Origin of the sequence: Lysinibacillus sp. JNUCC 51, assembly GCF_015999525.1 — a bacterium.
Taxonomy (GTDB): Bacteria; Bacillota; Bacilli; order Bacillales_A; family Planococcaceae; genus Lysinibacillus; species Lysinibacillus xylanilyticus.
Window position 1 is genome coordinate 3642967 of sequence record NZ_CP065545.1, and the last position, 25769, is coordinate 3668735.

Consider the following 25769-nt stretch of genomic DNA (forward strand, 5'->3'; position numbering starts at 1 on the left):
TATTACGTTATGAGGAGGCGGAATGGTATGAATGGTAAAAGGTGGGCCGCTTTAATAATTGCAGGTGTACTATTAGTATTTTCATTAGGAATCAATACTATTTTTGCAATATTTAAATCGGATTTCTTTAGCAATTTTGATAGCTTGGTAGCTGGAAACGAATTGACGGTAATGGAAGAAGTTAAGGAAAGTGGCGAAATGGATAAACGTATTGCATACTTAAAGGTCGATGGTACGATTCAAGATGTTGGCTCAAGTACAGTATGGCAAGCAGTTTCTTATGATCATCAATTTTTCTTAAATCAATTAGATAATATTTTATATGATGATACTGTGGAAGGTATCGTCTTAAGTGTTAATTCACCAGGTGGCGGTGTAAAGGAATCAGCAGAAATTTATAAAAAGCTTATGAAAATTAAAGAAGAGCGACAAATTCCAATCTATGTTTCTATGGATTCGATGGCAGCTTCAGGTGGTTATTACATATCAGCACCTGCAGATAAAATATTTGCGCAACGTGATACAATTACAGGTTCGATTGGTGTCATTATGCAATCTATTAATTATCAGGCGTTAGCGGAAAAAGTCGGTATTAAATATGAAACGTTTAAATCAGGTGAACATAAAGATATGCTTAGCCCAATGCGTGAAGTGACACCAGAAGAGCGTGCTATGATGCAAGACATGATTAATGAAACTTATCAGGAATTCGTTAATATTGTAGCAAAAGGGCGTAATATGTCTGAAGCCGATGTGAAAAAAGTTGCCGATGGTCGAATTCTTAGTGGTAAGAAGGCTCTTGAAGCGGGCTTAGTAGATGAGATTGGCGATGAGGAAGCAACAATTGCTGCATTGCGTAAAGACTTTGGTTTAGAGGACGCAGAATTATTTGAGTATTCATATGATGTGGGTGGCTGGCAATCATATGTTGGGATGAAGATTGGATCAATGTTTGGTCCTTCTGCAGAAGAAAAAATGCTGATGAAAATTATGGCAGATTATAAAGCACCAAAAATGATGTACTTATATGGCGAAAACTAAGGAGGGAGTACAATGACAAACAATGAAATTGTTATGCAAGGTTCACCCTCTATGGATAATGCCTTCCTAATAGATAGGCCAATTACTAATAAAAATTATGCGTTAAAAACGGCAGGCTTTTGGATACGGTTTTGGGCATTTTTATTAGACGGATTCGTTATTGCAGCTGTAGGTGGAATTCTCGTCAACCCAATTTTTTATTTAATGGATTGGTCATTATCTGAAACAGTATGGTACGCACCAATTTCGATTATTTCCGCTATACTTTATTACAGTTATTTCGTATTAATGACGAAATTTTTCGGGCAAACATTAGGGAAAATGATATTTGGATTACGTGTTATTTCATTAAAGCATGAGAAACTGACTTGGTCAGATGTGTTATTCCGTGATTGGATAGGGCGTATCATCAACAGCATTTTTATGCCACTTTATATTCTTGTAGGCATTTTACCAAACAATCAAGGTCTACATGATTATTTCGCGGATACAACAGTCGTTCATGAAAAAGTTTATATTGAAAAAGATATTGTGCAACCATCTTTGCCAATTAAAGAAGAAAAGACTGAATCTGTACCTCTAGAGGAAAACCCAGAACCTGAAAATCTAGAGGGAAAAAACGAAGAATAATGGCTAGAGCTGTCTCATTACTTAGAGACAGCTCTTTATTTTTGTGATAGTTGTGATTAATGGAGTTAGGGTGGTTAGTGTCACAGAGCGCAAGTGAAGCTGCTCATCAGGACACCCTAAGGAAAGCACCCAGTCAGAACGGAAATTAACTCTACATTATGGTGAAGAGCATGGAAAATGGTGCAACCTTAAGCAAACATGGCTGAACTGGTTAGAAAGATTATTTTTTCAAAACTAATTTGACAAGCTGTCTTAGTTGCAATTAATTCCCTCCATTTAGTAATATTATGTACATATGAAGATTAGGAGGCGTTTTATATGGCACAAGTAACATTTAAAAATGGTCCAGTAACACTTGTAGGTAACGAAGTAAAAGTTGGAGACAAAGCACCAGACTTTACTGTATTAGCGAATGATTTATCACCTGTTACATTAAAAGATTCAGAGGGTAAAATTCGCTTATTTAGCGTTGTACCATCATTAGATACTGGTGTTTGCGATGCACAAACACGTCGTTTTAATGAAGAAGCAGCAAACTTAGGTGACAATGTAGTTATCTATACTGTATCTGTTGACCTTCCATTTGCTCAAAAACGTTGGTGTGGCGCAGCGGGCATTGATGCTGTTCAAACAGTATCAGATCACCGTGATCTTTCATTTGGTGAAGCATACGGTGTCTACATCCAAGAATTACGCCTTCTAACGCGTGCGGTGTTTGTTGTAGATGCAAATGACAAAGTAACATATGTGGAATATGTTCCTGAAGCAACAGACCATCCAAACTATGAAGCGGCAATTGCAGCTGTCAAAGCACTAGCATAATTTATTGATTTTAGGCTAAGATATTACTAGACAAAGGAGCTGTGACAAGTTTTGTCACGGCTTCTTTCTGCGTGAAAGGAAGTTGTGTATGGAAAATATCGAAAAGTTATTTGGTATGCTAAATGAACATGCTGAAAAGATAGAAAAAGAACATAATGTTACATTGCTAGAGGGTATTTTAGATGGCTTAGAGGCATGGCTAGATGGGGAAGTTTATTTTTCACAAGATGGTGCTACAAAGGAAGATGTGCGCAAAGCGATTCAAATTGCTGTTTTAAAGGGGATGCGAAAAGGATCTCAACCGAATCACCAAATGACACCTGATACTCTTGGTTTATTAGTGGGTTATTTTGTGGAGCAACTATTTGCAGATCGTCTAGAAGCAGAAAAAATTTCTATATTAGATCCAGCAGTAGGTACAGGAAATTTACTATTAACAGTTATGAATTTATTAGACGAAAAAATAGAAGCAACAGGTGTTGAGGTTGATGAGCTACTTATTCGTATAGCTGCTGCTACAGCTGATTTGACAGAGCAACCAGTCTCCTTATTCCGTCAAGATGCTTTACAAGATTTATTAGTAAATCCTGCAGATGCTATTGTTTGTGATTTACCGGTCGGGTATTATCCGAATGAAGATGTCGCATTAGATTATGAACTATGCGCTTCTGAAGGAATGAGTTATGCTCATCACTTATTTATTGAGCAGTCCATTAATTACACGAAGGATGGAGGCTACTTATTTTTCTTAGCCCCAACCCATCTTTTTGAGTCTGAGCAGTCGAAACAACTGCATAAATACATTCAAAAGCATGCTTGGATTCAAGCAATTATTCAATTACCTGATACAATGTTCGCCAATAAAGCACTTGAAAAGAGCATTGTCATTTTGCAAAAGCAAGGTAAGGAATTCAAAGCTCCAAAAGAGGTACTGTTAGCAAAAGTACCAAACATGCAAAATAAACAAGCTCTTGCTATGTTCTTTGAAAAAGTGAAGATGTGGCAAGAAGGGAAATAAGTATAAAAGGTATCCGAAATAGGATACCTTTTAGTTTGTCTATAAATAATGCGTACCAATAAACTACTGTTGATTTTCTTCGAGTCCCTGCAAAAACGAGGGGGTGGATTTCCGTTCCAACTGGGCGCTTCGAAGTTGGTCACGAAGGCGTTATCACAGGATGTTATGGTTTTAGCCTTCGTTCCTCTATTCGCTGATCCCCAAGGAGTCGCTCAGTCTCCACTCCAATCAACCAATGCACTAAGCGTGAATCTTCTAGTGTGCCACTTAATGATAAAACGAAGCTTCAGCGATAATGTTTATGTGCAAAAGGGATGTGTAGAAAACGCTAGATGAAACCCTACTTAGCACTTTGAGAGGAGTGTCAAAACTTTCCTGTTTTTCTCTATGGTGAGTCTTGCCTAGTAAATAATCAAATCTTTAATACTATAGCTTCCGATTGTCGAATCACTGTATGGTGTAGAGCCATTGATTTTAGCCTTATTTAATAAGACAAATTATTTTCAAAGTCATAATAGTATTTCAACAATAAGAAAAAGGTATCCAGTTTTGGATACCTTTTTTGTAAGACAAAATTAATTTTCAGGTGTACGGATTACAAGTACGTCACATTTAGCTGAGCGTACAATTGCTTCAGATACTGAACCGATAAGGAAGCGTTCTACTGCATTTAGACCAGTTGCACCACAGATGATTAAATCTGCGTCTACAATTTTAGAAAGCTCTTTTGTGATAATGTTTTTTGGTGAGCCGTATTCAATTACAAGGTTAACATTTGTTAAGCCTTCTTCTTCAGCTTGTTTTTTGTAACCATTTAATAGCTCTTCAGAGAATGCTTGTGCGCGCTCAGCAATTGAACGGTCATATGCTTCGATAGCAGCGAATGAACGCGTGTCAATAACATTTACTAAATTTAATACAGCACCTTCGTTACGTTTTGCTACGTCAATTGATTTACGGAAAGCGTACTCAGCTTCCTTAGAACCATCTACTGCAACTACAATGCTTTTATATTTATTAGCCATTTGAATTACCTCCCAGATTTGTATATGTTGATTATACCAAATGATTTTCTAAAGGAAATACTTTCCGAAAGAAAAAATGTGAATAAGTGAAGGCATTTACAGTCACAAACAATATAAATATTACAATCACATGCATATTCGTGGCATTCTCTAGAATATTATCGATCGATAATAAGCTTATATTTTTGCATGTTGGAAAATTACAAACTTGTTAATGGGAAAAAAATCGTTATTAGAATATTGTGAATTTTATCTATTATTATTTTAATTAAAGCATTTTTTGTTTATGTTTGGTAATATGGAGATGCAAGGGGTGCATCAATACATCGAAGAGTATGTAACAAAATGTGCTTATTTTTTGGTAATGGAAGGGGATAGGGAAGATGAAGATTGGTATTCCAAAAGAGATTAAAAACAATGAAAATCGTGTAGCCATGACACCAGCAGGGGTTGTTACATTAACAAATGCAGGTCATGAAGTGTACATTGAATCTGGAGCAGGTTTAGGCTCAAGCTTTACAGATGCCGACTACGTTGCTGCAGGTGCTCATATTGTTGAGACTGCAAAAGAAGCATGGGCACAGGAAATGATTATGAAAGTAAAGGAACCCGTAGCATCAGAATACGATTACTTCTATGAAGGTCAAATCTTATTTACTTATTTACATTTAGCGCCAGAGCTTGAATTAACGCAGGCACTTTTAAATAAAAAAGTTGTAGGCATTGCATATGAAACAGTGCAATTAGCAAATGGTTCCCTACCACTTTTAACACCAATGAGTGAAGTTGCTGGTAAAATGGCAACGCAAATTGGTGCGCAATTCTTAGAGAAAAACCATAAAGGTAAAGGTATTTTACTAGGCGGCGTTTCAGGTGTACCACGCGGTAAAGTTACAGTAATCGGTGGCGGTATAGCTGGAACTAATGCGGCAAAAATAGCTGTCGGGATGGGTGCTGATGTAACGGTTATCGACTTAAGCCCAGAGCGTTTACGTCAATTAGAAGATTTATTTGGCCGTGATGTTCAAACATTAATGTCCAACCCTTATAATATTGCAGAATCAGTGAAAAACTCAGATTTAGTAGTTGGGGCAGTTTTAATTCCTGGAGCTAAAGCACCGAAGCTTGTTTCTGAGGAAATGATTCAGTCAATGCAACCAGGTTCAGTAGTAGTCGATATTGCTATTGACCAAGGCGGTATTTTTGAGTCATCTGATCGAGTGACGACACACGATGATCCAACTTATGTAAAACACGGAGTTGTGCATTATGCAGTAGCAAATATGCCAGGAGCTGTACCACGTACATCAACAATTGCTTTAACAAATAATACAATTCCTTATGCACTTCAAATTGCGAATAAGGGTTACAGACAAGCATGTGTTGAAAATGCTGCACTGAAAAAAGGTGTTAATACTATAGACGGACATCTTGTTTACAAGGCTGTTGCAGATTCTCAAGGTTTGCCATATGTAAATGTTGATGAATTAATTCAATAAGTAAAATAACAAAAGGAAGCACCATGTTTCATTATGGTTGCTTCCTTTTATGTTGTTGAAAAACTATTAAGTATGGCTCCTAGCAAAAAAAGGGTTGATTTTCGTTCCAGGCTACTCGTTTTGCTGTGAGCGAGCTTTGAGCTGCTTCCTCCGCTGCCGCTTCGTTGACACTTTGCTTTCGCACAGACAAAACCCTTATTGTTGCTGTCGCTCCGCTTTCGCACAGACAAACCCTTTGCTATAAAACGACGTGTCAGAAGATACATTAAATTTTGAGTTTCATCTGAACACTATTACGTTTTATCGCCTAACTTTTGAATTTTATCGACTAACTATTACGTTTTATCGCCTAACTTTTGAATTTTATCGACTAACTATTACGTTTTATCGCCCAACTTTTGAATTTTATCGACTAACTTTAACATTTTATCACCCAACTTCTGAATTTTATCGACATCCATCAGCCAATGCCGATGACATTTTGATAAAACGTTTGTCATGTTGATAAGTTGATTGATAGAAACTGGTATTCTCCTTAGAGATCAGCAAATAGAGGAACGAAGGCTAAAACCATCACATCCTGTGATAAGGCCTTCGTGACCAACTTCGGTGCGTTGCCGCTGCCGCTTCGCTTTCGCGCAGATGGACCCCTTTTGCTGCCGCTACGTTAGCACTACGCTTTCGCGCAAAAAACATCTGTTGGCACGAGACCCTGCAGCGAAGCGAAGCGGCTCATCAGACGCCCCAGGGAAGCGCCCACGTTTTGCCGAAGAGCATACTCGCAACTAAAAAAAGGAAGCACCATGTTGGTTGCTTCCTTTTTCTTAAATAAACTTACAGTACAATCAATTCTTTAGGGAATTTTGTTAGTACTTCTACTCCGTCTTTTGTTACTACTACATCATCTTCAATACGGACACCTGTCACATCGGATTTATAGATACCTGGTTCAATTGTGAAGACCATGCCTTCTTCCATAGTCATTTCATTTGCGCCTGTAACAGAAGGGAATTCATGTACAGAAATGCCAAGTCCATGACCAAGTCGATGCGTGAAGTATTCGCCATAGCCTGCGTCAGTAATAGTGTCACGAGCGATTTTATCTAAATCCATTGCGCGAACACCTGGTTTTACTGCTGCAATTGCATTTATGTTAGCAGATAGTACTGTATTGTAGATTTCCTTTTGTGCCTCACTAGGTTCACCAAAGGCTACCGTACGTGTTATGTCAGAACAATAACCGTCGTAAATTACGCCAAGGTCGAATAATATCATATCGCCTTTTTCTATTTTTCGTGCACCTGGTTTACCGTGTGGAGAGGCTGTTTTTGGACCGCTCAATACCATTGTTTCAAAAGACATCTTGCAGCCTTTATCCTGAATAGCACTTTCTATCGCTGTTAAGATTTCCATTTCTGTTTTGCCTTCAGCGATTTCTTTACAGCCGATTTCAATAGCATAGTCAGCTAGTTCTGCAGCTTTACGTAATTTTTCTAATTCATTTTCATCTTTAATTACTCGCATAGCATTGATTTTTTCGTCGAGACGAACAAAATTTGCCTGCGGGAATGATTGTTGTAGGGCTTCTAAACGCTCTACGATGAGCTGAGCTTTTTCAATAGCAAACGTTTGTGGGTTAACATTACGAGCTTTTATTGCTTGAGCAAGAACTTCCATTGAATTTTCAGTATCTTGGTGACCGATGACCTCATAAGACCAGCCTGCTGCTTTCGCATCTGGGATTTCCATTTTGGGGCAAATTAAAAAAGGTTCTGCCTCTTTAAAAATCATCACGCCAAGTAATCTCTCATGCGGATTACTTTTAAAGCCTGATACGTAAAAAACATTGTCTGGTGTCGTTACAAAAGCGGCATCAATTTGGTTTTGTTGTAAATAGTTTTGAATTTCTTCAACTTTTGACATACACAGTTCCTCCTCTTATTGCATTGAAAAAATTTTTTCATGATTGGCTATACTTATAGCCTACCCAGCATGCAATTTCGCTAAGTCGAAATTAAATCTTTGTTGGGAAAGAATCTATTATTCTCTGTACTAGCATATCAAAAAAAGGGAAAAATCGCATGGATAGCGAATAAAAAATGATGTAGAACAATATGTACCGCAGGGAGGAAACTAATATGGAAATTAGTTATCATGGACATTCTGTTGTCAAAATTCAATCAAATGGGAAAACAATATTGATAGATCCATTCATTAATGGGAACGGCCTAACAGATTTAAACGTTGCTGATGAAGCTCCGGATATTATTTTACTTACACATGGCCATAATGATCATGTCGGTGATACAGTGGAGCTTGCAAAGAAAAAAGATGCGCTTGTCATTGCACCAAATGAGCTAGCCAATTGGATTTCCTGGCAAGGAGTAAAAGCGCATCCAATGCATATAGGGGGAGCTAAGGAATTTGATTTTGGTAAAGTGAAGTTTACTCAAGCGTTCCATGGTTCGTCATATGTAACAGAAAATAATGAAATTATTTATATGGGAATGCCTGCTGGAATTTTATTATTTATTGAGGGATTAACGATTTATCATGCAGGGGATACAGCTTTGTTTAGTGATATGAAATTAATTGGAGAACGCCATCCTATTGATATTGCGTTTTTACCGATTGGTGACAATTTCACGATGGGTCCAGAGGATGCGGCTTGTGCAGTTTCATTTTTGAAGCCGAAAATTGTCGTACCAGTTCATTATAATACATTTCCTCCAATCGAGCAGGATCCACAAATTTTTGCAGATTTAGTACAAAATGCAGAAGTTCAAATTTTAAAAGCGGGTGAAAAAGTAAACTGTTCCTAACCAGTAACACTGCTGTACTATATGAGTTGACACCACGTGCGTAGTTGAAACGATGGGAAAAGTAAAACAAATTCATCACTTTATATTAAATATTTTTATAAAAAATATGGTACACTAAGAGCAGAATTTGATGCTTGAGAAATAGGTGATATTTTGTCTACAAAACATGAGAGAATTTTACAATACATCGAATCATTACCTGTGGGTGATAAAATTTCAGTACGTCAAATTGCAAAGGAAATGCAAGTGAGTGAAGGAACGGCATACCGTGCTATTAAAGAAGCGGAAAATCGTCGTTTAGTAAGCTCTATTGAACGTGTTGGAACAATTCGTATTGAGAAGAAAAAGAAAGAAAATATTGAGCGATTAACTTTCGCTGAAATCGTTAACATTATAGACGGCCAAGTTTTAGGCGGCAAAACAGGTCTACATAAAACGTTAACGAAATTTGTTATTGGTGCCATGCAGTTAGAAGATATGATGCGTTATACAGATGCAGGAAGCTTGCTTATCGTTGGTAACCGTATTAAAGCACATGAAAATGCACTACGAGCTGGTGCTGCTGTTTTAATTACAGGGGGCTTTGATACAACTGAGGAAAACAAGTTGCTAGCAGATTCCTTGGACTTACCGATCATTTCAACAAGCTATGATACCTTTACCGTGGCAACAATGATTAATCGTGCAATTTATGACCAGTTAATCAAAAAAGATATTTTATTTATTGAAGATATTTATGTGCCGATGACTGATACTTCTGTTCTTCGAAATGATGAAACAATTCATAATTTCCAAAAGCTAAATGAACGAACAACTCATGGTGCATTTCCTGTTGTTACAGCAAACAATAAGCTTGTTGGGATGATTACCGTAAAAGACGTTATTGGTCGAGAAGAAAACGAGCTTATTGAAAAAGTTATGACAAAAAATCCGATTGCTGGATCGATGAAAATGAGCGTTGCTTCTGCAGGACATCGTATGATTTGGGAAGGGATTGACCTATTACCAATTGTCGATGATGACAATATTTTGCAAGGTGTGATCAGTCGACAAGATGTACTTAAAGCGCTTCAGCTTGCTCAAAGACAGCCACAGCATGGTGAAACGATTGATGATTTAGTGAAAAATGAGATGAAGGTACTTGGCGATGAAGAATTAATCGTAGAATTTAAAGTAACACCTCAAATGACAAACCAATATGGGGCAATTTCTTATGGAGCATTTACAACTTTGTTAGCAGAAGTTGGCTCATTCGCTTTAAAGCGTCGTAAACGTGGAGATGCAGTTGCTGAAAACATGACGATTTATTTTATCAAGCCTGTACAAATGGAAAGTACACTTACTGTAAAGCCTCGAATATTAGACATGAGTCGTAAGTTTGTGAAAATGGACTTCGAAGTGTTTAATCAACAAATGCTTGTTGGGAAGGCAATGATGATGTTCCAGCTACTGGAACGTTAATAAAACACAACAAAGGGATGGTCTAGGGTAAATGCTAGACCATCCCTTTCACTTCTTTCATTGGATGTCACGGAATCGGGAGGGGGTTTGTTAGCCTAAGATCAAAGCCGATTCGAAATTATGCCGAGGCATAATTGATTATTTATTGGTTAATTCGGTACTCCTCGTCAACAAATTGACCGTAGTGACGAACCCTTTTAATATTTTCGATTACAACAAAGATGCCTAAAACGACAAGAATTGCTACAATAATAAATGTAAATAACCCAGGGAATAAATAGGCTTGGTTTAAGCCGAATAAAAGAATAAATCCACCGAAGCTTACATTCGCTTTGCTTTTGTACCAATTTTTAGCGATCGGTAATGAAGAACGGAACTGTTTTGTTTTAAAATAAAAATAAAAAACAAATGATATGATTATTGCAAACACAAATATTAAATTGAGCATAGTAAACCTCCTAGCATAACTAGTCATTATTGTAACGATAATTAAAGAAAAATGCTAACGGTTATTACTATCATTTTGGGGGAAATTAATTTGAAAAGACAAATCATCGACACAATTGCTTCATATGAAACAATCATTATTCATCGCCACGTGCGTCCGGATCCAGATGCTTATGGATCTCAGCAAGGGTTAAAAGAGCTTATTTTAGCAAATTATCCAGAAAAGAAGGTTTTTGCAGTTGGTGAGCATGATGAATCATTATCATTTTTAGCTAATCCAGATAACATTACAGATGATATATACGACGATGCTTTAGTTATAGTGACAGACACTGCAAATACTGAACGTGTGGACGATCAACGCTATACAAAGGGTAAAATGATCATTAAAATAGATCACCATCCAAATGATGATCAGTATGGTGATTTACTGTGGGTGGATACCAATGCGAGCTCTTGTAGTGAAATGATTTATGAGCTTTTTGAAGAAGGAAAACAAGTAGCAAACTGGATTTTATCTGATGCTTCCGCAAGATTATTATTTGCTGGTATTGTAGGGGATACAGGACGTTTCCAATTCCCTAGTACGACCGTAAAAACGTTTAAAATTGCAGGAGAACTTATTACATATAATTTTGATCGAAATCAAATTTTCGATGGAATGTATGAAATGGAACAAAAGCTTTTAAATTTACAAGGCTATATTTATCAAAACTTCAAAATGGATGAGTATGGAGCGGCACATATCAAGCTGACAAAAGAATTGTTGGCAGAATTCAATGTTGTACCGTCAGAGGCGTCCTTGTTAGTAGGCTGTCTTGGAAGTGTAAAAGGTATTTGTGCATGGGTAGTCTTCATTGAAGAGGCCGATCAGATTCGTGTGCGTCTACGCTCAAAAGGCCCTATTATTAATACTTTGGCTAAGGAATTTAATGGTGGGGGGCATCCGCTTGCTTCTGGGGCTACAGCTTATTCATGGGAAGAGGCAGAGCGTGTTATAACGAGATTACAGGAAATTTGTAAGGCATATCAATAAACATGAATATTGGGCTCAATCGCTAAATTTTGTGGATGACATTTGTTAAATGTATGCCATATATAAGTTGATTGGAGTGGAGGCTGGGCGACTCCTTGCGGCTCATCGGACGCCCCTAGGAAGCTTTGCTCTGTGCGAAAGCGTAGTGCTAACGTAGCGGCAGCAACAAAGCGCCCAGCCGGAACGGAAATCAACCACTCATCATGACGATTATCCAATATTTAGTGATGATTTGAAAACTCAATAGAATTAGAATGTACTTCTGCCATAATAATAAAGTTTTGAAATTAACATTTTTTAATACCTAGAAAGGAAGGGATTCATTTGACACATGTATATACGAAAATGCATACGAGTGCGGATTTATTGAAAAGTACGATTCGGCTTGAACAATTGATCCCTTTTTTACAAGAGCAAAATACTCAAGCCTGTGCAATCGTCAATTCAAAATTGTACGGGCTTTTGCCTTTTAGTAAAGCATTGCAGCAAGCGAATATTCATGCTGTATTAGGGCTCACAATAAATGTACAGTGGCAAGAAAGAAAAGTTCCACTGGTGCTATATGCTCAGACGGAAGAAGGCTACCAGCATCTTTTAAAGATTAGTAGCGCAGTTTCAATTCGAGAGGATGATGCGCTTCCTTGGAAATGGCTTGAAGGATATGCAGCGGGCTGTGTGGCTTTACTTTCTTCGGATGACTTAATAGAAATTGAGGATTGGACTGATATAGCAAGTGCTCTAAACAAGGTATTTGGTAAGCTTTTATTTATGGGTATAGCAAGACCTGCAGGAATAAGAGCTGAAAAAGAAAATATGTTTGTAGCATGGTGTGAAACTATGAACATAACGATGGTTGCCTCTCAGAGCTGCTATTTTTTACGTCCAGAAGATCATTTTGCCTTTGAGGTTGCAAGAGCGATAGATTCCGGTGACAAGCTTACCGGTACAATGTTATCAACCCATTTACAAGGTCATTTTGCTCCAACGAAAGAGGAATGGCAAAGTTGGTTTGCAGATCATCCAGAATGGCTTGAGTCTAGTGTAACAATGCTAGCTAGCTGTACGGCGGAAATTCCTGAAATGCACGTTCAAATGCCTAAATTTCCTGTGCCAACTGGGGAAACGGCCGAAAGCTTGCTTGTCGAAGAGGCTTTTGCAGGATTAGCAGAACGTTTAAAGCAAACTGAAATTCCTCAAGTTTATAGGGAGCGACTTCAATATGAACTTGAAATTATTTGTTCGATGGGCTTTGCAGATTATTTTTTAATTGTTGCAGATTTTATGCATTTTGCTAAAGAAAATCGTATTTTAACTGGTCCTGGTCGTGGTTCTTCAGCGAGTTCTCTTGTGGCCTATAGCTTATCAATTACGCAAGTAGATCCATTAGTTTACGGCTTATTATTTGAACGATTTTTAAACCCTGAACGTGTAACATTGCCAGATATTGATATCGATTTTGTCGACAGTAAAAGACAAAAAGTTATCAATTATGTTGCTCAGAAATATGGAAAGGCAAATGTAGCGCAAATTATTACGTTTGGCACTTTATCTGCTAAGGCAGTAGCTAGAGATGTTGCACGTGTTTTTGGTTTTGACACTGAAACATTGGAGAAAATCTCAAAAATGATTCCAAATAAACCTGGGATAACATTGCAAAAAGCACTGGCTGAATCACAAGGCTTACAAGGCTGGCTAGCCGAGGATGAAAAACATCGTCGCTGGTTTGAAGTGGCGTTAAAACTTGAAGGGTTGCCAAGAAATTCTTCTACTCATGCGGCTGGGATTGTGCTGTCACCTTCACCGTTAGTCAATACGATACCGATTGAAGAAGGGCATGATGGAATATATTGTACGCAATGGCCGATGGGAGATGTAGAAGCTAGTGGACTTGTCAAAATGGACTTTTTAGGATTGCGCAATCTGACAATTTTAGAGCAGATACGTTGGTCAATTTATAAAGCGGGTGGTCCTTGGATAGAGTTTGACCTTATTCCAATGCATGATGAAAAGACATTTAAACTTCTTCAAACGGGAGATACATTAGGGATTTTCCAATTAGAATCGGAAGGTATGAAGCAAGCTTTACGTGATATTCATCCAAATCATTTTTTAGATATAGTAGCAATCAACGCTTTGTATCGCCCTGGGCCGATGGATTTTATTCCTGTATATGCAAGACGAAAAGCAGGTAAGGAATCAGTTACTATGCCACATCCAGCTTTAGAACCTATTTTAAGAGAGACGTTTGGTGTCATAGTTTATCAAGAACAGATCATGCAAATTGCTTCGGTAATGGCAGGTTTTACGATGGGACAAGCGGATTTATTGCGTCGGGCGGTAAGTAAGAAAAATCGTCAAGTATTAGAGGAGCAACGTGCTGCGTTTGTAAAGGGAGCAATGAAGCAAGGCTTTGACGTTCATGTGGCAGAAGAAGTGTATGCATTAATTGTGCGCTTTGCAGACTATGGTTTCCCAAAAAGCCATGCTGTCGCATATAGCGTTATTTCCTACCAAATGGCTTATTTAAAGGCACATTTCCCACAAAGCTTTTATACAGCACTTTTATCAAATGCAACAGGAAATGTGGAGAAAATCCTACAGGTTGTGAGTGAAGCGAAAGAGAAGGGGATTCCATTTTATCCACCTTCATTAAAACAGAGTACAAAATTTTTTACTGTTGAAAAGGATGGAATTCGCTATAGTTTATCCGGAATAAAGGGAGTACCTCATACATTTATAGAGACGGTGAATACCTTACGCAAAACGAACGCAGAAGCATTTGATAATCTATTTGACTTGGCGGTTGCTTTAAGTGCACAGCATTTTAAACCAAAAGTTATGGAATCTTTAATTTTCGCGGGTGCTCTAGATTATATAGGTAAAGATCGTGCTGTACTAATAGCAACATTGGAGGCAGCCTTAAAGCATGCTGAATTGTTAAGACCAACTGAGGACATTGATATAGAATCGGCTACTGCCTTTAGTTTTGGTAAACCGAAGTATATGGAAGCGGAAGCGATGCAACAAAAAGAAAAATTACTCCATGAAAAGGAAAGTCTTGGTTTTTATATCTCAGCACATCCGGTCTCAGAGGAAAGAGCTTTTTGGAATGAAGTAAATAATACGTGCCGAGAGTTAAAACATATTCGTGAGGGAACGTATGTAAAAATGATAGGCATGATAGAAGAAGTGAAAAAAATACGCACTAAAAAAGGTGAACAAATGGCCTTTGTGCAGCTTCAGGATGAGTTTGGAACGGTGTCTGTAACTTTATTCCCGCAAGTTTTTCATCTTGTTCAAGAGCTGTTACTAGAAGATGAATTGCTTTACATTGAGGGAACGCTGGAAAGGCGCTTTGGTAGACCTCAAGTGAAAGTAAAACATGCACAAACGACGAAAAGAATATGAAATTGAAGAAAATTCTAGAAACTGCATAAATTTTTATGCAGTTTTTTTCTTTACTTTTTAATAATTTTTTTGTAAGCTATAGTCAATGTTGAAAAGTGGCCAGACCACTTTTGTTTTCAATCAGTAGAAGACTCCATCTTCCGAAGGTGGTGGATTTAGTTAGGTTTCCAAATACTTTCTGAATGAAGATAAAGCCATTGGACGCATTGTTTATCTGCGTAAAAGCGAAGCGACAGCAACAAATGTTTTCTGTAGCGAAAGCGAAGCGACAGCAACAAATGTTTTCTGTGCGAAAGCAACAATTAGGCCAAGGCGAAAATGATAGAACGAGGAGTTGATCGTATGGATAAAAAAACCGAACAAAAGAAAGTGTTTTTAGATATCGTCCAGCAACTACGACAACTTATTAAAACGGAAAAAATACAGGCTGGTGAAAAACTCCCTTCTGAACGAGTTCTTTCAGAACGTCTAGGTGTCGGGCGATCCTCTGTGAGAGAGGCATTGCGAAGCTTAGAATTGTTAGGTCTTATTGAAACGAAACATGGGGGAGGTACATTCCTAGCTTCCACACAAAAGCATCAGCTCGTAGAAATACTGTCGATGTTTATATTAGAAGATGAAAAATCAAAAAAGGATGTCGAATTAACGCGACAAATTCATGAAAAGGAAGCTATTCGCGTAATAAGTTGTATAGAAACTCTGCGAACACTACCTGTGTGGGACAGTTTTTTTGTAAAGCTAGAGATAGAAGGTACGATTAATTGTCTGGATGTTTTACGGGAAATAATAATCACGTCAGGAAATCGTCTTTCACTAAAAGTATGGTTTCAATTAGCAGTTTATGACGGTGACCGTTTAAATCGAAACTCAACAGAAGAAGAAAAAATAATCATTCAAACTATGTTGAAATCGATGCAGCTAGGCTATGAAAAAGAAGCATTAAAAGCTTATGAGCAGTGGATGAAGACTGTACAAAGTAATTAGACAACAAAGGGGGAGTCAAACATGGCAATTCGTAGCCTATTTACTAAAAAGAAAGAGGACGGACAAGAAAAGGGATTTCCAGAAGGACTTATGACAAAATGTCCAGAATGCCGTCACATTCAATTAACGAAGGAATTAGAAAAAAATAATAAAGTATGTTCAAAATGTGACCATCACTTCAAAATGACAGCCCAGGAGCGCGTAGCCTGTTTTTTAGATGAAGGTTCATTTGTTTCAATGGATGATCATTTACAAACAAGCAATCCTCTTAATTTCCCTGCTTATGTTGAAAAAATTTCAGCGGATCAACAAAAAACAGGATTAAACGAAGCTGTACTGACAGGAAAAGGTACCCTTGATGGAGAAGAAATTGTTGTAGCAATTATGGATTCTCATTTCCGTATGGGTTCAATGGGCTCAGTTGTTGGAGAAAAAATTACACGTGCTGTTGAAAAAGCTACGGAATTACGTGTACCGTTTATTATCTTTACAGCAAGTGGCGGAGCGCGCATGCAAGAAGGCGTCCTATCTTTAATGCAAATGGCAAAAACGAGTGTGGCATTAAAACGTCATAGTGATGAAGGTCTATTGTTTATTTCAATACTCACGCATCCTACAACAGGTGGCGTTTCTGCTAGTTTTGCCTCTGTTGGAGATATTAATATCGCGGAGCCACAAGCATTGATTGGCTTTGCTGGTCGTCGTGTAATCGAAGAAACAGTAAGAGAAAAACTACCAAGTGATTTCCAAACGGCTGAATTTTTACTGGCGCATGGTCAGCTTGATGCCATTTTCCATCGAAAAGATTTACGAAACCAAGTAGCTGTACTTGTAAAAATGCATACGAAAGGCGGCGTGCAACATGTCTAAAAATTTAGCTTTTGAAGAACCAGTAGTACAATTACGTGAAAAAATTGATGAATTAAAAACGATTGCTACCGAAGCAGATGTAGATATGACAGGCGAAATCGAAAAGCTTGAAACACGTCTGACACAGCTTGAACAATCAATTTATGCCAATATGAAGCCATGGGATCGTGTACAGGTTGCTAGACATCCAGAACGACCAACAACTTTACAATATATAGAAGCTATGTGTGAAAACTTTATTGAGTTACATGGTGATCGTACGTTTGGTGATGATGCAGCTATTCTTGGAGGAATTGCATTTTTTGAGGGCCAGCCGATAACAATTATTGGACACCAACGCGGAAAATCCACAAAGGAAAACATACGTCGAAATTTCGGGATGCCACACCCTGAAGGATATCGTAAAGCATTACGTTTAATGAAACAGGCTGAGAAGTTTAACCGTCCAATTATTTGTTTTATTGATACGAAAGGTGCTTATCCGGGTAAGGCAGCTGAAGAACGCGGTCAAAGTGAAGCGATTGCTAGAAATCTAGTCGAAATGGCGGGCTTAAAAGTACCAGTTATTTCAATCGTTATTGGGGAAGGCGGAAGCGGTGGTGCACTTGCATTAGGTGTAGCAAATCGTGTCTTTATGCTAGAAAACTCAACATATTCGGTTATCTCACCAGAAGGAGCTGCGTCGATTTTATGGCGTGATGGTAGCTTAGCGAAGCAAGCGGCTGAAGCGATGCGAATAACAGCACCTGACTTAAAAGAGCTTGGTGTTATTGATGGAATTATCCCTGAGATTACAGGTGGAGCACATCGCAATGTAGCGAAGCAAGCACATAATATAAAAGAATGTATAAGCGATACACTTAAAGCATTAAATTCTTTAAATGGCGAACAATTAATTGAAGACCGTTATGAGAAATTTAAAAAAATTGGCCAATATACAGAAGCGTAAATTACAGTTTTAGGTTTTTGAATATGTTGATTTGCTCGAAAATAGTTAAAAATTGTGATTTGTATTAAATGGAATACCTAGAGTGAACACCGTAAAAAGTCGTGAAAATATATTGAATAAATGTTAAATTTCGGATGTTTTCAAATAGAAAGAGTGTGTGAAAGCGCATTCTTTTTATTTTTTATGTAAAAGTTATGTTTTTCTAGCCTCAGAACACTTACATAGTTTGTTTTTTCATGTTAATGTGAATAATAATAGTATCTGCAGGAGGTTCGACAATGAAAAAAATTGCCGTATTAACAAGTGGTGGAGATGCGCCAGGAATGAATGCAGCCATTCGTGCAGTCGTTCGTAAAGCAGCATATCATGGAATTGATGTTGTCGGAATTAAGCATGGCTATGATGGCTTAATAAAAGGCAACATGGAAAATCTTGATTTAGGTTCAGTAGGTGGGATAATTCAACGTGGTGGTACAAATTTAAACTCAGCAAGATGTCCTGAATTTAAAGAAGACGCTGTTCAGCAGCGAGGCATTGATAATATGCGTGAAGCTGGCATTGAAGGACTAGTCGTTATTGGCGGTGATGGTTCCTACCGTGGTGCCATGGATTTAGTGAAAAAAGGCTTTCCTGTTGTTGGCGTACCAGGAACAATTGATAACGACGTACCAGGAACCGAGTATACTATAGGATTTGATACTGCACTAAATACAGTTGTGGAATCAATTGATAAAATTCGTGATACAGCAACTTCCCATGAAAATTCCTTTATTGTTGAGGTAATGGGACGAGATGCAGGGGACATTGCTTTATGGGCAGGTCTTGCAGCTGGAGCTGAAACGGTTTTAATTCCAGAAGAAGATTATAATTTGGATGAAATTGTGGCACGCTTAGATCGTGGGGCTGCTCGTGAGAAAAAGCATAGCATAATTATAGTTGCTGAGGGTGTCATGTCTGGTAATGAACTGGCAAAACTATTATTTGAAAAAACAGGAAAAGAAACGCGTGTTTCTGTTCTTGGACATATCCAACGTGGCGGTTCACCAACTGCGCGTGATCGTGTTCTAGCGAGTCAATTCGGAGCACATGCAGTTGAATTACTAATGGAAGGGAAGTCTGGCAGGGCGGTAGGTATCCGCAATCATCAAGTTATTGACTATGATATGCCTGAGGCTTTCGAAAAAAATCATGAGGCAGATGTAAGCTTATATACTTTAATGAAAGAACTATCAATATAATTTGTTATAAAACGGAGTGGGAAGAAAATGAGAAAAACAAAAATCGTATGTACAATTGGTCCAGCAAGTGAATCACCAGAAGTTTTAGAGAAACTAATTGAAGCAGGTATGAATGTAGCCCGCTTAAACTTTTCCCATGGTTCTCATGAGGAGCACGAAGTACGTATTAATTTAATTCGCGAAGTAGCACAAAAATTAGGGAAACCAGTTGGAATTTTACTCGACACAAAAGGTCCTGAAATTCGTACACATAATATGAAAAACGGAGAATTGCATTTAGCAGCGGGGCAAGTAATTGATATTTCAATGACTGAAGTTGAAGGAACTGAGTCAAGCTTCTCTGTAACGTATGATCGTTTAATCGAGGACGTTGAGCAAAACTCTATAATTTTATTAGATGATGGACTTATTCAATTACGTGTATTAGCAAAAGATATGGAAAAAGGCCTTATTCATACGATTGTTGAAAATGCAGGTGTCTTAAAAAATAAAAAGGGTGTTAACGTGCCGGGTGTTTCTGTACAGCTTCCTGGAATTACAGAAAAAGATGCACAAGACATTCTTTTCGGTATTAAACAAGGTGTTGATTTTATTGCAGCCTCGTTCGTTCGTCGAGCAAAGGATGTACTAGAAATTCGAGAATTACTTGAACAAAATGGCGGTAACCACATTCAAATTATTCCGAAAATCGAAAACCAAGAGGGTGTCGATAATATCGATGAAATCATCTTAGTTTCAGATGGATTAATGGTAGCACGTGGTGACCTAGGTGTAGAAATCCCAGCAGAAGAAGTACCACTTGTACAAAAGAAATTAATTTTAAAATGTAATCAAGTAGGTAAACCAGTTATTACAGCTACACAAATGTTAGATTCGATGCAGCGTAATCCACGTCCAACACGAGCAGAGGCTAGTGACGTAGCAAACGCAATTATCGATGGTACAGATGCAATTATGCTATCTGGTGAAACGGCAGCAGGGCTTTATCCAGTAGAGTCCGTACAAACAATGAATAAAATCGCACAGCGTACAGAAAATTCATTAGACTATAAGGCAATCGTCTCTACACGTAGTCGTGAAAAAGAGGCAAATATGACTGAGGCGATTTCTCAGGCTGTAGCATATACTTCGATTAACTTAGGTGTAAAGGCAGTATTAGCACCAACAGAAAGTGGTAACACAGCTAGAATGATTGCAAAATATCGCCCAGGTGTACCGATTGTCGCTGTAACAGGTTCTTCCAATACAGCTCATGCATTAACACTAGTTTGGGGTGTAAACCCAGTTGTTTGTCAACGAGTTTCGACAACAGATGAAATTTTAGAGCTAGCTGTTGATGAAAGTTTGAAGCATGGTTTTGTAACGCACGGTGATGCAGTTGTCATCACAGCAGGTGTACCAGTAGGTGAAGCAGGTACAACTAACTTAATGAAGGTACACATCATCGGAGATTTATTAGCTCGTGGTCAAGGAATCGGCAAAGCTTCAGTAGTAGGTAAAACAGTTGTTGCGAAAAATGCAGCAGAGGCACTAGCTTATGATACAGAAGGATGCATTTTAGTAACGCTTGGCTCAGATCGTGATATGATGCCAGCACTTGAAAATTGTATTGGTCTGATTACAGAGGAGGGCGGGCTAACAAGTCATGCAGCGGTTGTAGGACTAAGCCTTGGTATCCCTGTTATCGTCGGAGTAAAAGAAGCCACTACATTGATTCGCCACGGTCAAGAAATTACAATGGATGCTGAAACAGGAGTTATTTACAAAGGGCATGCAAGTGTACTTTAATTTCTTTTAGCAAATGTTTTGTCTATAAAAAAGCTCTAGTGCAAAAAATTGTACTAGAGCTTTTCTTATAAAATAGAAGTAAATAGCATTTTGCGGTGTTTCACCTAAATCTGGGAATGATATTTTGTTAAAAAGTATGTCGTGTGTATAAGTTGATTGGAGTGGAGGCTGGGCGACACCTTGGGGATTAGCGATATAGAGGAACGAATGCTAAAAGCATCACGTCCTGTGATAAGCCTTCGTGACCAACATCCTGTTGCCCCGAGACCCTGGAGCGAGCAACGCGAGTGAAGCGGCTCAGCGGACGCCCCCAGGAAGCTCTGCTCTGCGCGAAAGCGAAGCGTCAGCGGCAAATGTTTTCATGTAGCGAAAGCAAAGCGACAGCTACAAAGCGCCCTGCCGGAACGGAAACCAACCCCCACGTTATGGTTATGAGCGTTTAATCAATATTTAACCAAATTGAAATCGATCCTTTTCTCTCTTGGAATGAGATTTACTATAAAAATAATAGCGTCGTCATCTCTTAAATAGGACCCATTATTTTTTAATGAAACTTAATGGGCTATAATAACGTATAAAAGATATAGCTTTTTCAGATAGAAAGGAGAAAAATATGAGAAAAGTTTTTCTTGGTTTCATTGTCTATGCATTAGCCGAGTTGGCGTTATTAATAGTAATTGGTCAAAGTATTGGTGTTCTAAATACATTATTGCTTATAGTCGCTACGAGTATTATAGGTATTTATATAGTGAAAAATAAAGGTATGAATTCTATACAAAAGGTAAAAAATACGATAGCACGCGGAGAAGCTCCCGGGCCAGCATTAGTTGATACAGTATTAAATTTCAGTGGTGGTGTACTTCTAGCATTACCAGGTTTTATAACAGATCTTGTTGGATTATTACTGCTTATGCCTTTTTCTTGTAAAATGTTCCAGCCAATCTTTTATTATTGGATGCGGAAAAAAATGAAAAAAGGTCAATTTATCATCGTTCAAAAATAGCATTGTCCTTTAGTTTAACTGCCAAAAATAAAAATATAGGGCTCAGTAAAATGCCGTAAAAACCAAATAATAAAATAGAGGCAGCACTGATGAAAAAGGTGTGGAAAGTACGTAACTGTAATGTATTCGACCAAAGCATGGATTCAGCTAGCTGCCTTGTTAATTGAACGAAGAGATACAAAAGTAAAATTGAAACACATAAAAAGGTATTGCCTTTTAAGTAAAAATAAATGCTCATGGGTACAAGAAATACTCCAATCCCGAAGAACGGAAGTACATCTGCAAATGCAACTATAAAAGCTTTAATGATGGCTTGTTCAAATTGGAGAATCATAAATCCCGCACAAAGAATGAGCAGTGTAATCGTAAATAGCTGAAACTCCACGTACAAAAAGTAATGAAATAGCTGCATAATTTTAGAAAAGTGCTTCTGCCATTCATTGCGGAATTTTTTTGGCACATATTGAAAAAACCAATATCGGGATTTGCGGGTTTCCAATAGGGCGAAATAGTAAGCAACAAGGAATATAAATACTTCAATTACATGCTTCATTAATAGTTGGAAAATATTAGCTGTGTATAAAAAGATTGAATCGAAGATAGAAAGCGATTTTTCCTTTAAAACTTGGATGAACATTGATTCATATTCATTGAAAAGTGGAAAATTTTGTAGTGTATCTCTGATTTCAGGGAAGACAAGAATAATACTGTTTATAGATATGATAACAAGAAGAAAAATGCAAGCTAGTATAAGTGCTTCAACAATAATTGCTGCAAGCCAATAGGTCATTCTACAATACGAGTGAAGGAATTTTATGATAGGGTACGTAGAAAAAGACAAAAAAATCGCAAGTGATACAGGTAGAACGAACCACAATATAACCAAATAAAATATGAAAAGCAAAACATTTGTAGTTCTTTCGTATGAAAAATATTTAATATTCCTCATTTTTACAAATTCACCCCGTTTCAAATAATAAATTAATATTGTAATGTACAAAAGAATCTCTTTAAAGCTCATTTATAATCGCTCGTGCGCCTTTTTCTTTATTCGGAGGTTTTTCATTCACAAAGCTGTCAAAAATGATTATAATAGCAATGTAAGCGATTAACTTAATGGTTCATATGAGCAAAAAACGTAAATGTGAGCTAATAACTGCATTTACAACTGAAAAATATATTATGAGGGAGCGATAATTTATGTCAGCAACTAAAGGTTTAGAAGGTATCGTAGCAGCGGAATCTAAAATCAGTTCAATTATCGATGACACACTTACATATGTTGGTTACAACATTGATGATTTAGCAGAGAACGCGTCATTCGAAGAGGTAATTTATTTATTATGGCATACTCGTTTACCAAAAGCGGACGAGCTAGCTGAATTAAAACAACAATTGGCAGACAACATGTCTATTCCACAAGCAATTGTAGACCAATTCAAATCATACCCACTTTCAACTGTACATCCAATGGCTGCACTACGTACTGCAGTATCTTTACTTGGTGTATTCGATGAAGAAGCGGATGTTATGGATACAGAAGCTAACTACCGTAAAGCAATCCGTTTACAAGCTAAAATTGCTACAGTAGTTACTGCATTTGCACGTGTTCGTAAAGGTTTAGAGCCAGTTGCGCCAAAACCAGAATTAGGATATGCAGCAAACTTCTTATACATGCTTAAAGGTGAAGAACCAGCAGCAATCGAAGTTGAAGCATTCGACAAAGCATTAGTATTACATGCTGATCACGAATTAAATGCATCTACATTCACAGCACGTGTATGTGTAGCTACATTATCTGATGTTTATTCTGGTGTAACTGCAGCTATCGGTGCATTAAAAGGACCACTTCATGGTGGTGCAAATGAGCAAGTTATGAAAATGTTAACTGAAATCGGCTCACTTGAAAACGTTGAATCTTATATTCAAAATAAATTAGATAACAAAGAAAAAATCATGGGCTTCGGTCACCGCGTATACCGCAAAGGCGACCCACGTGCACCACACTTACGTGTAATGTCACAAAAATTAACTGAGCTAACTGGTAAACCAGAGCTTTATGAAATGTCAGTTAAAATCCATGACATGATCGTAGAACAAAAGAAATTACCTGCAAACGTAGACTTCTTCTCTGCGTCAGTGTATGATTCTTTAGGTATTGATCATGACCTATTCACACCAATTTTCGCAGTATCACGTACTTCTGGTTGGGTAGCTCATATTCTTGAGCAATATGCTAACAACCGCCTAATCCGTCCACGTGCAGAGTATGTTGGACCAGGCATGCAAAAATATGTTCCAATCAGCGAGCGCTAATTCGGAAAATATGCTAGAATATTTGGGACTGTGTTACTGATAACACAGTCCTATGATTATGAATTTAGGAGGCAACATCAATGTCAAACAAAATTGTAGTTGAAAATGGCGTACTTAATGTACCAAACAATCCAGTGATTCCTTTCATCGAAGGTGACGGAATCGGTCCAGATATTTGGGCTGCAGCATCACGCGTAATCGACGCAGCAGTAGAAAAAGCTTACAACGGCGAAAAGAAAATCGAATGGTTAGAAGTTTTAGCTGGTGAAAAAGCATTCAACCAAACTGGTGAATGGTTACCACAAGAAACTTTAGACAAAATTAACGAATACCTAATCGCAATTAAAGGTCCTCTTACTACTCCAATCGGTGGTGGTATCCGCTCTCTAAACGTAGCATTACGTCAACAGCTTGACCTATATGTATGCTTACGTCCAGTACGTCACTTTGATGGAGTACCTTCTCCAGTTAAACGTCCAGAAGACGTTGATATGGTTATCTTCCGCGAAAACACAGAAGACATCTATGCTGGTATCGAATTCGAATCTGGCTCTGAACAAGCACAAAAAATCATCAACTTCCTACAATCTGAATTTGGTGTAAACAAAATCCGCTTCCCAGAAACTTCTGGTATCGGTGTAAAACCTGTATCTAAAGAAGGTACTGAGCGTTTAGTACGTTCTGCTATCGAATATGCTATTACTCATAAACGCCCATCTGTTACTTTAGTACACAAAGGTAACATCATGAAATTCACTGAAGGTGGATTCAAAAAATGGGGTTATGAATTAGCTGAAAAAGAATTTGCTGATCAAACATTCACTTGGAACCAATATGATGCTATTAAAGCTGAACAAGGTGAAGAAGCAGCAAACAAAGCACAAGCTGACGCTTTAGCAGCTGGTAAAATCTTAGTTAAAGATTCTATCGCTGATATCTTCTTACAACAAATCTTAACTCGTCCAAATGAGTTCGATGTAGTTGCTACAATGAACTTAAACGGTGACTATATCTCTGACGCATTAGCTGCTCAAGTTGGTGGTATCGGTATCGCTCCAGGCGCAAACATTAACTATGTAACTGGTCACGCGATCTTCGAAGCTACTCACGGTACAGCTCCAAAATATGCTGGTCAAGATAAAGTAAACCCATCTTCAGTATTACTTTCAGGTGTATTAATGCTTGAACACTTAGGATGGCAAGAAGCAGCTGACATGGTTACTAAATCTGTAGAGAAAACAATTTCTTCTAAAGTTGTAACTTACGACTTCGCTCGTTTAATGGACGGCGCTACAGAAGTGAAATGTTCAGAATTCGCTAATGAGTTAATCAAAAACCTATAATTTTCTATTCTAAAATAGAAATTATAGTTAAAGCGGAAGTATTTCTGCCGATATAATTAGGGTGAAATG

At 37.8% G+C, this 25769-nt stretch carries 22 protein-coding genes; 18 read left to right on the top strand and 4 right to left on the bottom strand.

The window, feature by feature from the left end; translation table 11 throughout:
* Positions 1-27: 27 nt before the first annotated feature.
* The 4 genes from sppA to JNUCC51_RS17605 all read left to right on the top strand — a co-directional run bounded on the left by sppA (position 28) and on the right by JNUCC51_RS17605 (position 3511).
* Positions 28-1041: a signal peptide peptidase SppA gene (gene sppA / locus JNUCC51_RS17590; RefSeq protein WP_337989063.1), complete on the top strand. Its 1014-nt coding sequence runs from the start codon at positions 28-30 to the stop codon at positions 1039-1041.
* 12 nt (positions 1042-1053) lie between these two features.
* The gene (locus tag JNUCC51_RS17595; RefSeq protein ID WP_337989064.1) at positions 1054-1671 is read left to right on the top strand and encodes an RDD family protein; all 618 of its coding nucleotides are present in this window, start codon (positions 1054-1056) and stop codon (positions 1669-1671) included.
* A 318-nt stretch (positions 1672-1989) separates the two neighbouring features.
* A complete protein-coding gene (gene tpx, locus JNUCC51_RS17600; protein ID WP_337989065.1) occupies positions 1990-2493 on the top strand; it encodes a thiol peroxidase in 504 nt (167 codons plus the stop codon).
* An 88-nt stretch (positions 2494-2581) separates the two neighbouring features.
* Positions 2582-3511, top strand: coding sequence for a class I SAM-dependent methyltransferase (locus JNUCC51_RS17605; protein ID WP_337989066.1), 930 nt, complete (start codon positions 2582-2584; stop codon positions 3509-3511).
* Between the two features lie 575 nt (positions 3512-4086).
* Here the strand turns inward: JNUCC51_RS17605 and JNUCC51_RS17610 are convergent.
* Positions 4087-4536, bottom strand: coding sequence for a universal stress protein (locus JNUCC51_RS17610; RefSeq protein WP_049667487.1), 450 nt, complete (start codon positions 4534-4536; stop codon positions 4087-4089).
* A gap of 383 nt (positions 4537-4919) precedes the next feature.
* On the opposite strand from JNUCC51_RS17610, the gene ald reads away from it, so the two are divergent.
* Positions 4920-6035 carry an alanine dehydrogenase gene (gene ald / locus JNUCC51_RS17615; RefSeq protein WP_337989067.1) on the top strand — a complete coding sequence of 372 codons (1116 nt, stop codon included), beginning with the start codon at positions 4920-4922 and terminating at the stop codon, positions 6033-6035.
* Positions 6036-6869: 834 nt separating this feature from the next.
* On the opposite strand, the gene JNUCC51_RS17620 is transcribed toward ald, so the two are convergent.
* Positions 6870-7958, bottom strand: coding sequence for a M24 family metallopeptidase (locus tag JNUCC51_RS17620; protein ID WP_337989068.1), 1089 nt, complete (start codon positions 7956-7958; stop codon positions 6870-6872).
* A gap of 215 nt (positions 7959-8173) precedes the next feature.
* On the opposite strand from JNUCC51_RS17620, the gene JNUCC51_RS17625 reads away from it, so the two are divergent.
* Together JNUCC51_RS17625 and JNUCC51_RS17630 are read left to right on the top strand one after the other, a co-directional pair.
* Positions 8174-8857 (top strand): metal-dependent hydrolase, encoded by a 684-nt coding sequence (locus tag JNUCC51_RS17625; protein WP_337989069.1) that lies wholly within the window; start codon positions 8174-8176, stop codon positions 8855-8857.
* Positions 8858-9010: 153 nt separating this feature from the next.
* Entirely contained in the window at positions 9011-10318 is a 1308-nt protein-coding gene (locus JNUCC51_RS17630; protein ID WP_337989070.1) for a DRTGG domain-containing protein, read from the top strand.
* A 142-nt stretch (positions 10319-10460) separates the two neighbouring features.
* Here JNUCC51_RS17630 and JNUCC51_RS17635 read toward each other — a convergent pair whose 3' ends face one another.
* Complete coding sequence (locus JNUCC51_RS17635) at positions 10461-10766, bottom strand: YtpI family protein (protein ID WP_049667492.1); 306 nt, start codon at positions 10764-10766, stop codon at positions 10461-10463.
* A gap of 90 nt (positions 10767-10856) precedes the next feature.
* Here JNUCC51_RS17635 and JNUCC51_RS17640 point away from each other — a divergent pair, with 90 nt between their 5' ends.
* The 9 genes from JNUCC51_RS17640 to JNUCC51_RS17680 all read left to right on the top strand — a co-directional run bounded on the left by JNUCC51_RS17640 (position 10857) and on the right by JNUCC51_RS17680 (position 22041).
* Positions 10857-11801 carry a DHH family phosphoesterase gene (locus JNUCC51_RS17640; protein ID WP_337989071.1) on the top strand — a complete coding sequence of 315 codons (945 nt, stop codon included), beginning with the start codon at positions 10857-10859 and terminating at the stop codon, positions 11799-11801.
* 324 nt (positions 11802-12125) lie between these two features.
* The gene (gene dnaE / locus JNUCC51_RS17645; protein WP_337989072.1) at positions 12126-15209 is read left to right on the top strand and encodes a DNA polymerase III subunit alpha; all 3084 of its coding nucleotides are present in this window, start codon (positions 12126-12128) and stop codon (positions 15207-15209) included.
* 197 nt (positions 15210-15406) lie between these two features.
* Positions 15407-15547 (top strand): hypothetical protein, encoded by a 141-nt coding sequence (locus tag JNUCC51_RS17650; RefSeq protein ID WP_337989073.1) that lies wholly within the window; start codon positions 15407-15409, stop codon positions 15545-15547.
* Between the two features lie 4 nt (positions 15548-15551).
* Positions 15552-16193 carry a FadR/GntR family transcriptional regulator gene (locus tag JNUCC51_RS17655; protein WP_337989074.1) on the top strand — a complete coding sequence of 214 codons (642 nt, stop codon included), beginning with the start codon at positions 15552-15554 and terminating at the stop codon, positions 16191-16193.
* A 21-nt stretch (positions 16194-16214) separates the two neighbouring features.
* Entirely contained in the window at positions 16215-17063 is an 849-nt protein-coding gene (gene accD / locus JNUCC51_RS17660; RefSeq protein ID WP_049667497.1) for an acetyl-CoA carboxylase, carboxyltransferase subunit beta, read from the top strand.
* Positions 17056-18012: an acetyl-CoA carboxylase carboxyltransferase subunit alpha gene (locus JNUCC51_RS17665; protein ID WP_337989075.1), complete on the top strand. Its 957-nt coding sequence runs from the start codon at positions 17056-17058 to the stop codon at positions 18010-18012. The genes accD and JNUCC51_RS17665 overlap by 8 nt, the downstream gene beginning before the upstream one ends.
* 278 nt (positions 18013-18290) lie before the next feature.
* Positions 18291-19250: a 6-phosphofructokinase gene (gene pfkA, locus JNUCC51_RS17670; protein ID WP_337989076.1), complete on the top strand. Its 960-nt coding sequence runs from the start codon at positions 18291-18293 to the stop codon at positions 19248-19250.
* A gap of 27 nt (positions 19251-19277) precedes the next feature.
* Entirely contained in the window at positions 19278-21038 is a 1761-nt protein-coding gene (pyk, locus tag JNUCC51_RS17675; RefSeq protein ID WP_337989077.1) for a pyruvate kinase, read from the top strand.
* A gap of 613 nt (positions 21039-21651) precedes the next feature.
* A complete protein-coding gene (locus JNUCC51_RS17680; protein ID WP_337989078.1) occupies positions 21652-22041 on the top strand; it encodes an FxsA family protein in 390 nt (129 codons plus the stop codon).
* Here the strand turns inward: JNUCC51_RS17680 and JNUCC51_RS17685 are convergent.
* Entirely contained in the window at positions 22025-23062 is a 1038-nt protein-coding gene (locus JNUCC51_RS17685; RefSeq protein WP_337989079.1) for an AI-2E family transporter, read from the bottom strand. The two genes, JNUCC51_RS17680 and JNUCC51_RS17685, sit on opposite strands and share 17 nt — an antisense overlap.
* Before the next feature lie 179 nt (positions 23063-23241).
* Here JNUCC51_RS17685 and citZ point away from each other — a divergent pair, with 179 nt between their 5' ends.
* Positions 23242-24357, top strand: a complete 1116-nt coding sequence (gene citZ / locus JNUCC51_RS17690) for a citrate synthase (RefSeq protein WP_100544899.1) — start codon at positions 23242-23244, stop codon at positions 24355-24357.
* Positions 24358-24437: 80 nt separating this feature from the next.
* Positions 24438-25700 (top strand): NADP-dependent isocitrate dehydrogenase, encoded by a 1263-nt coding sequence (gene icd / locus JNUCC51_RS17695; protein WP_337989080.1) that lies wholly within the window; start codon positions 24438-24440, stop codon positions 25698-25700.
* The last annotated feature ends 69 nt before the right edge of the window (positions 25701-25769 follow it).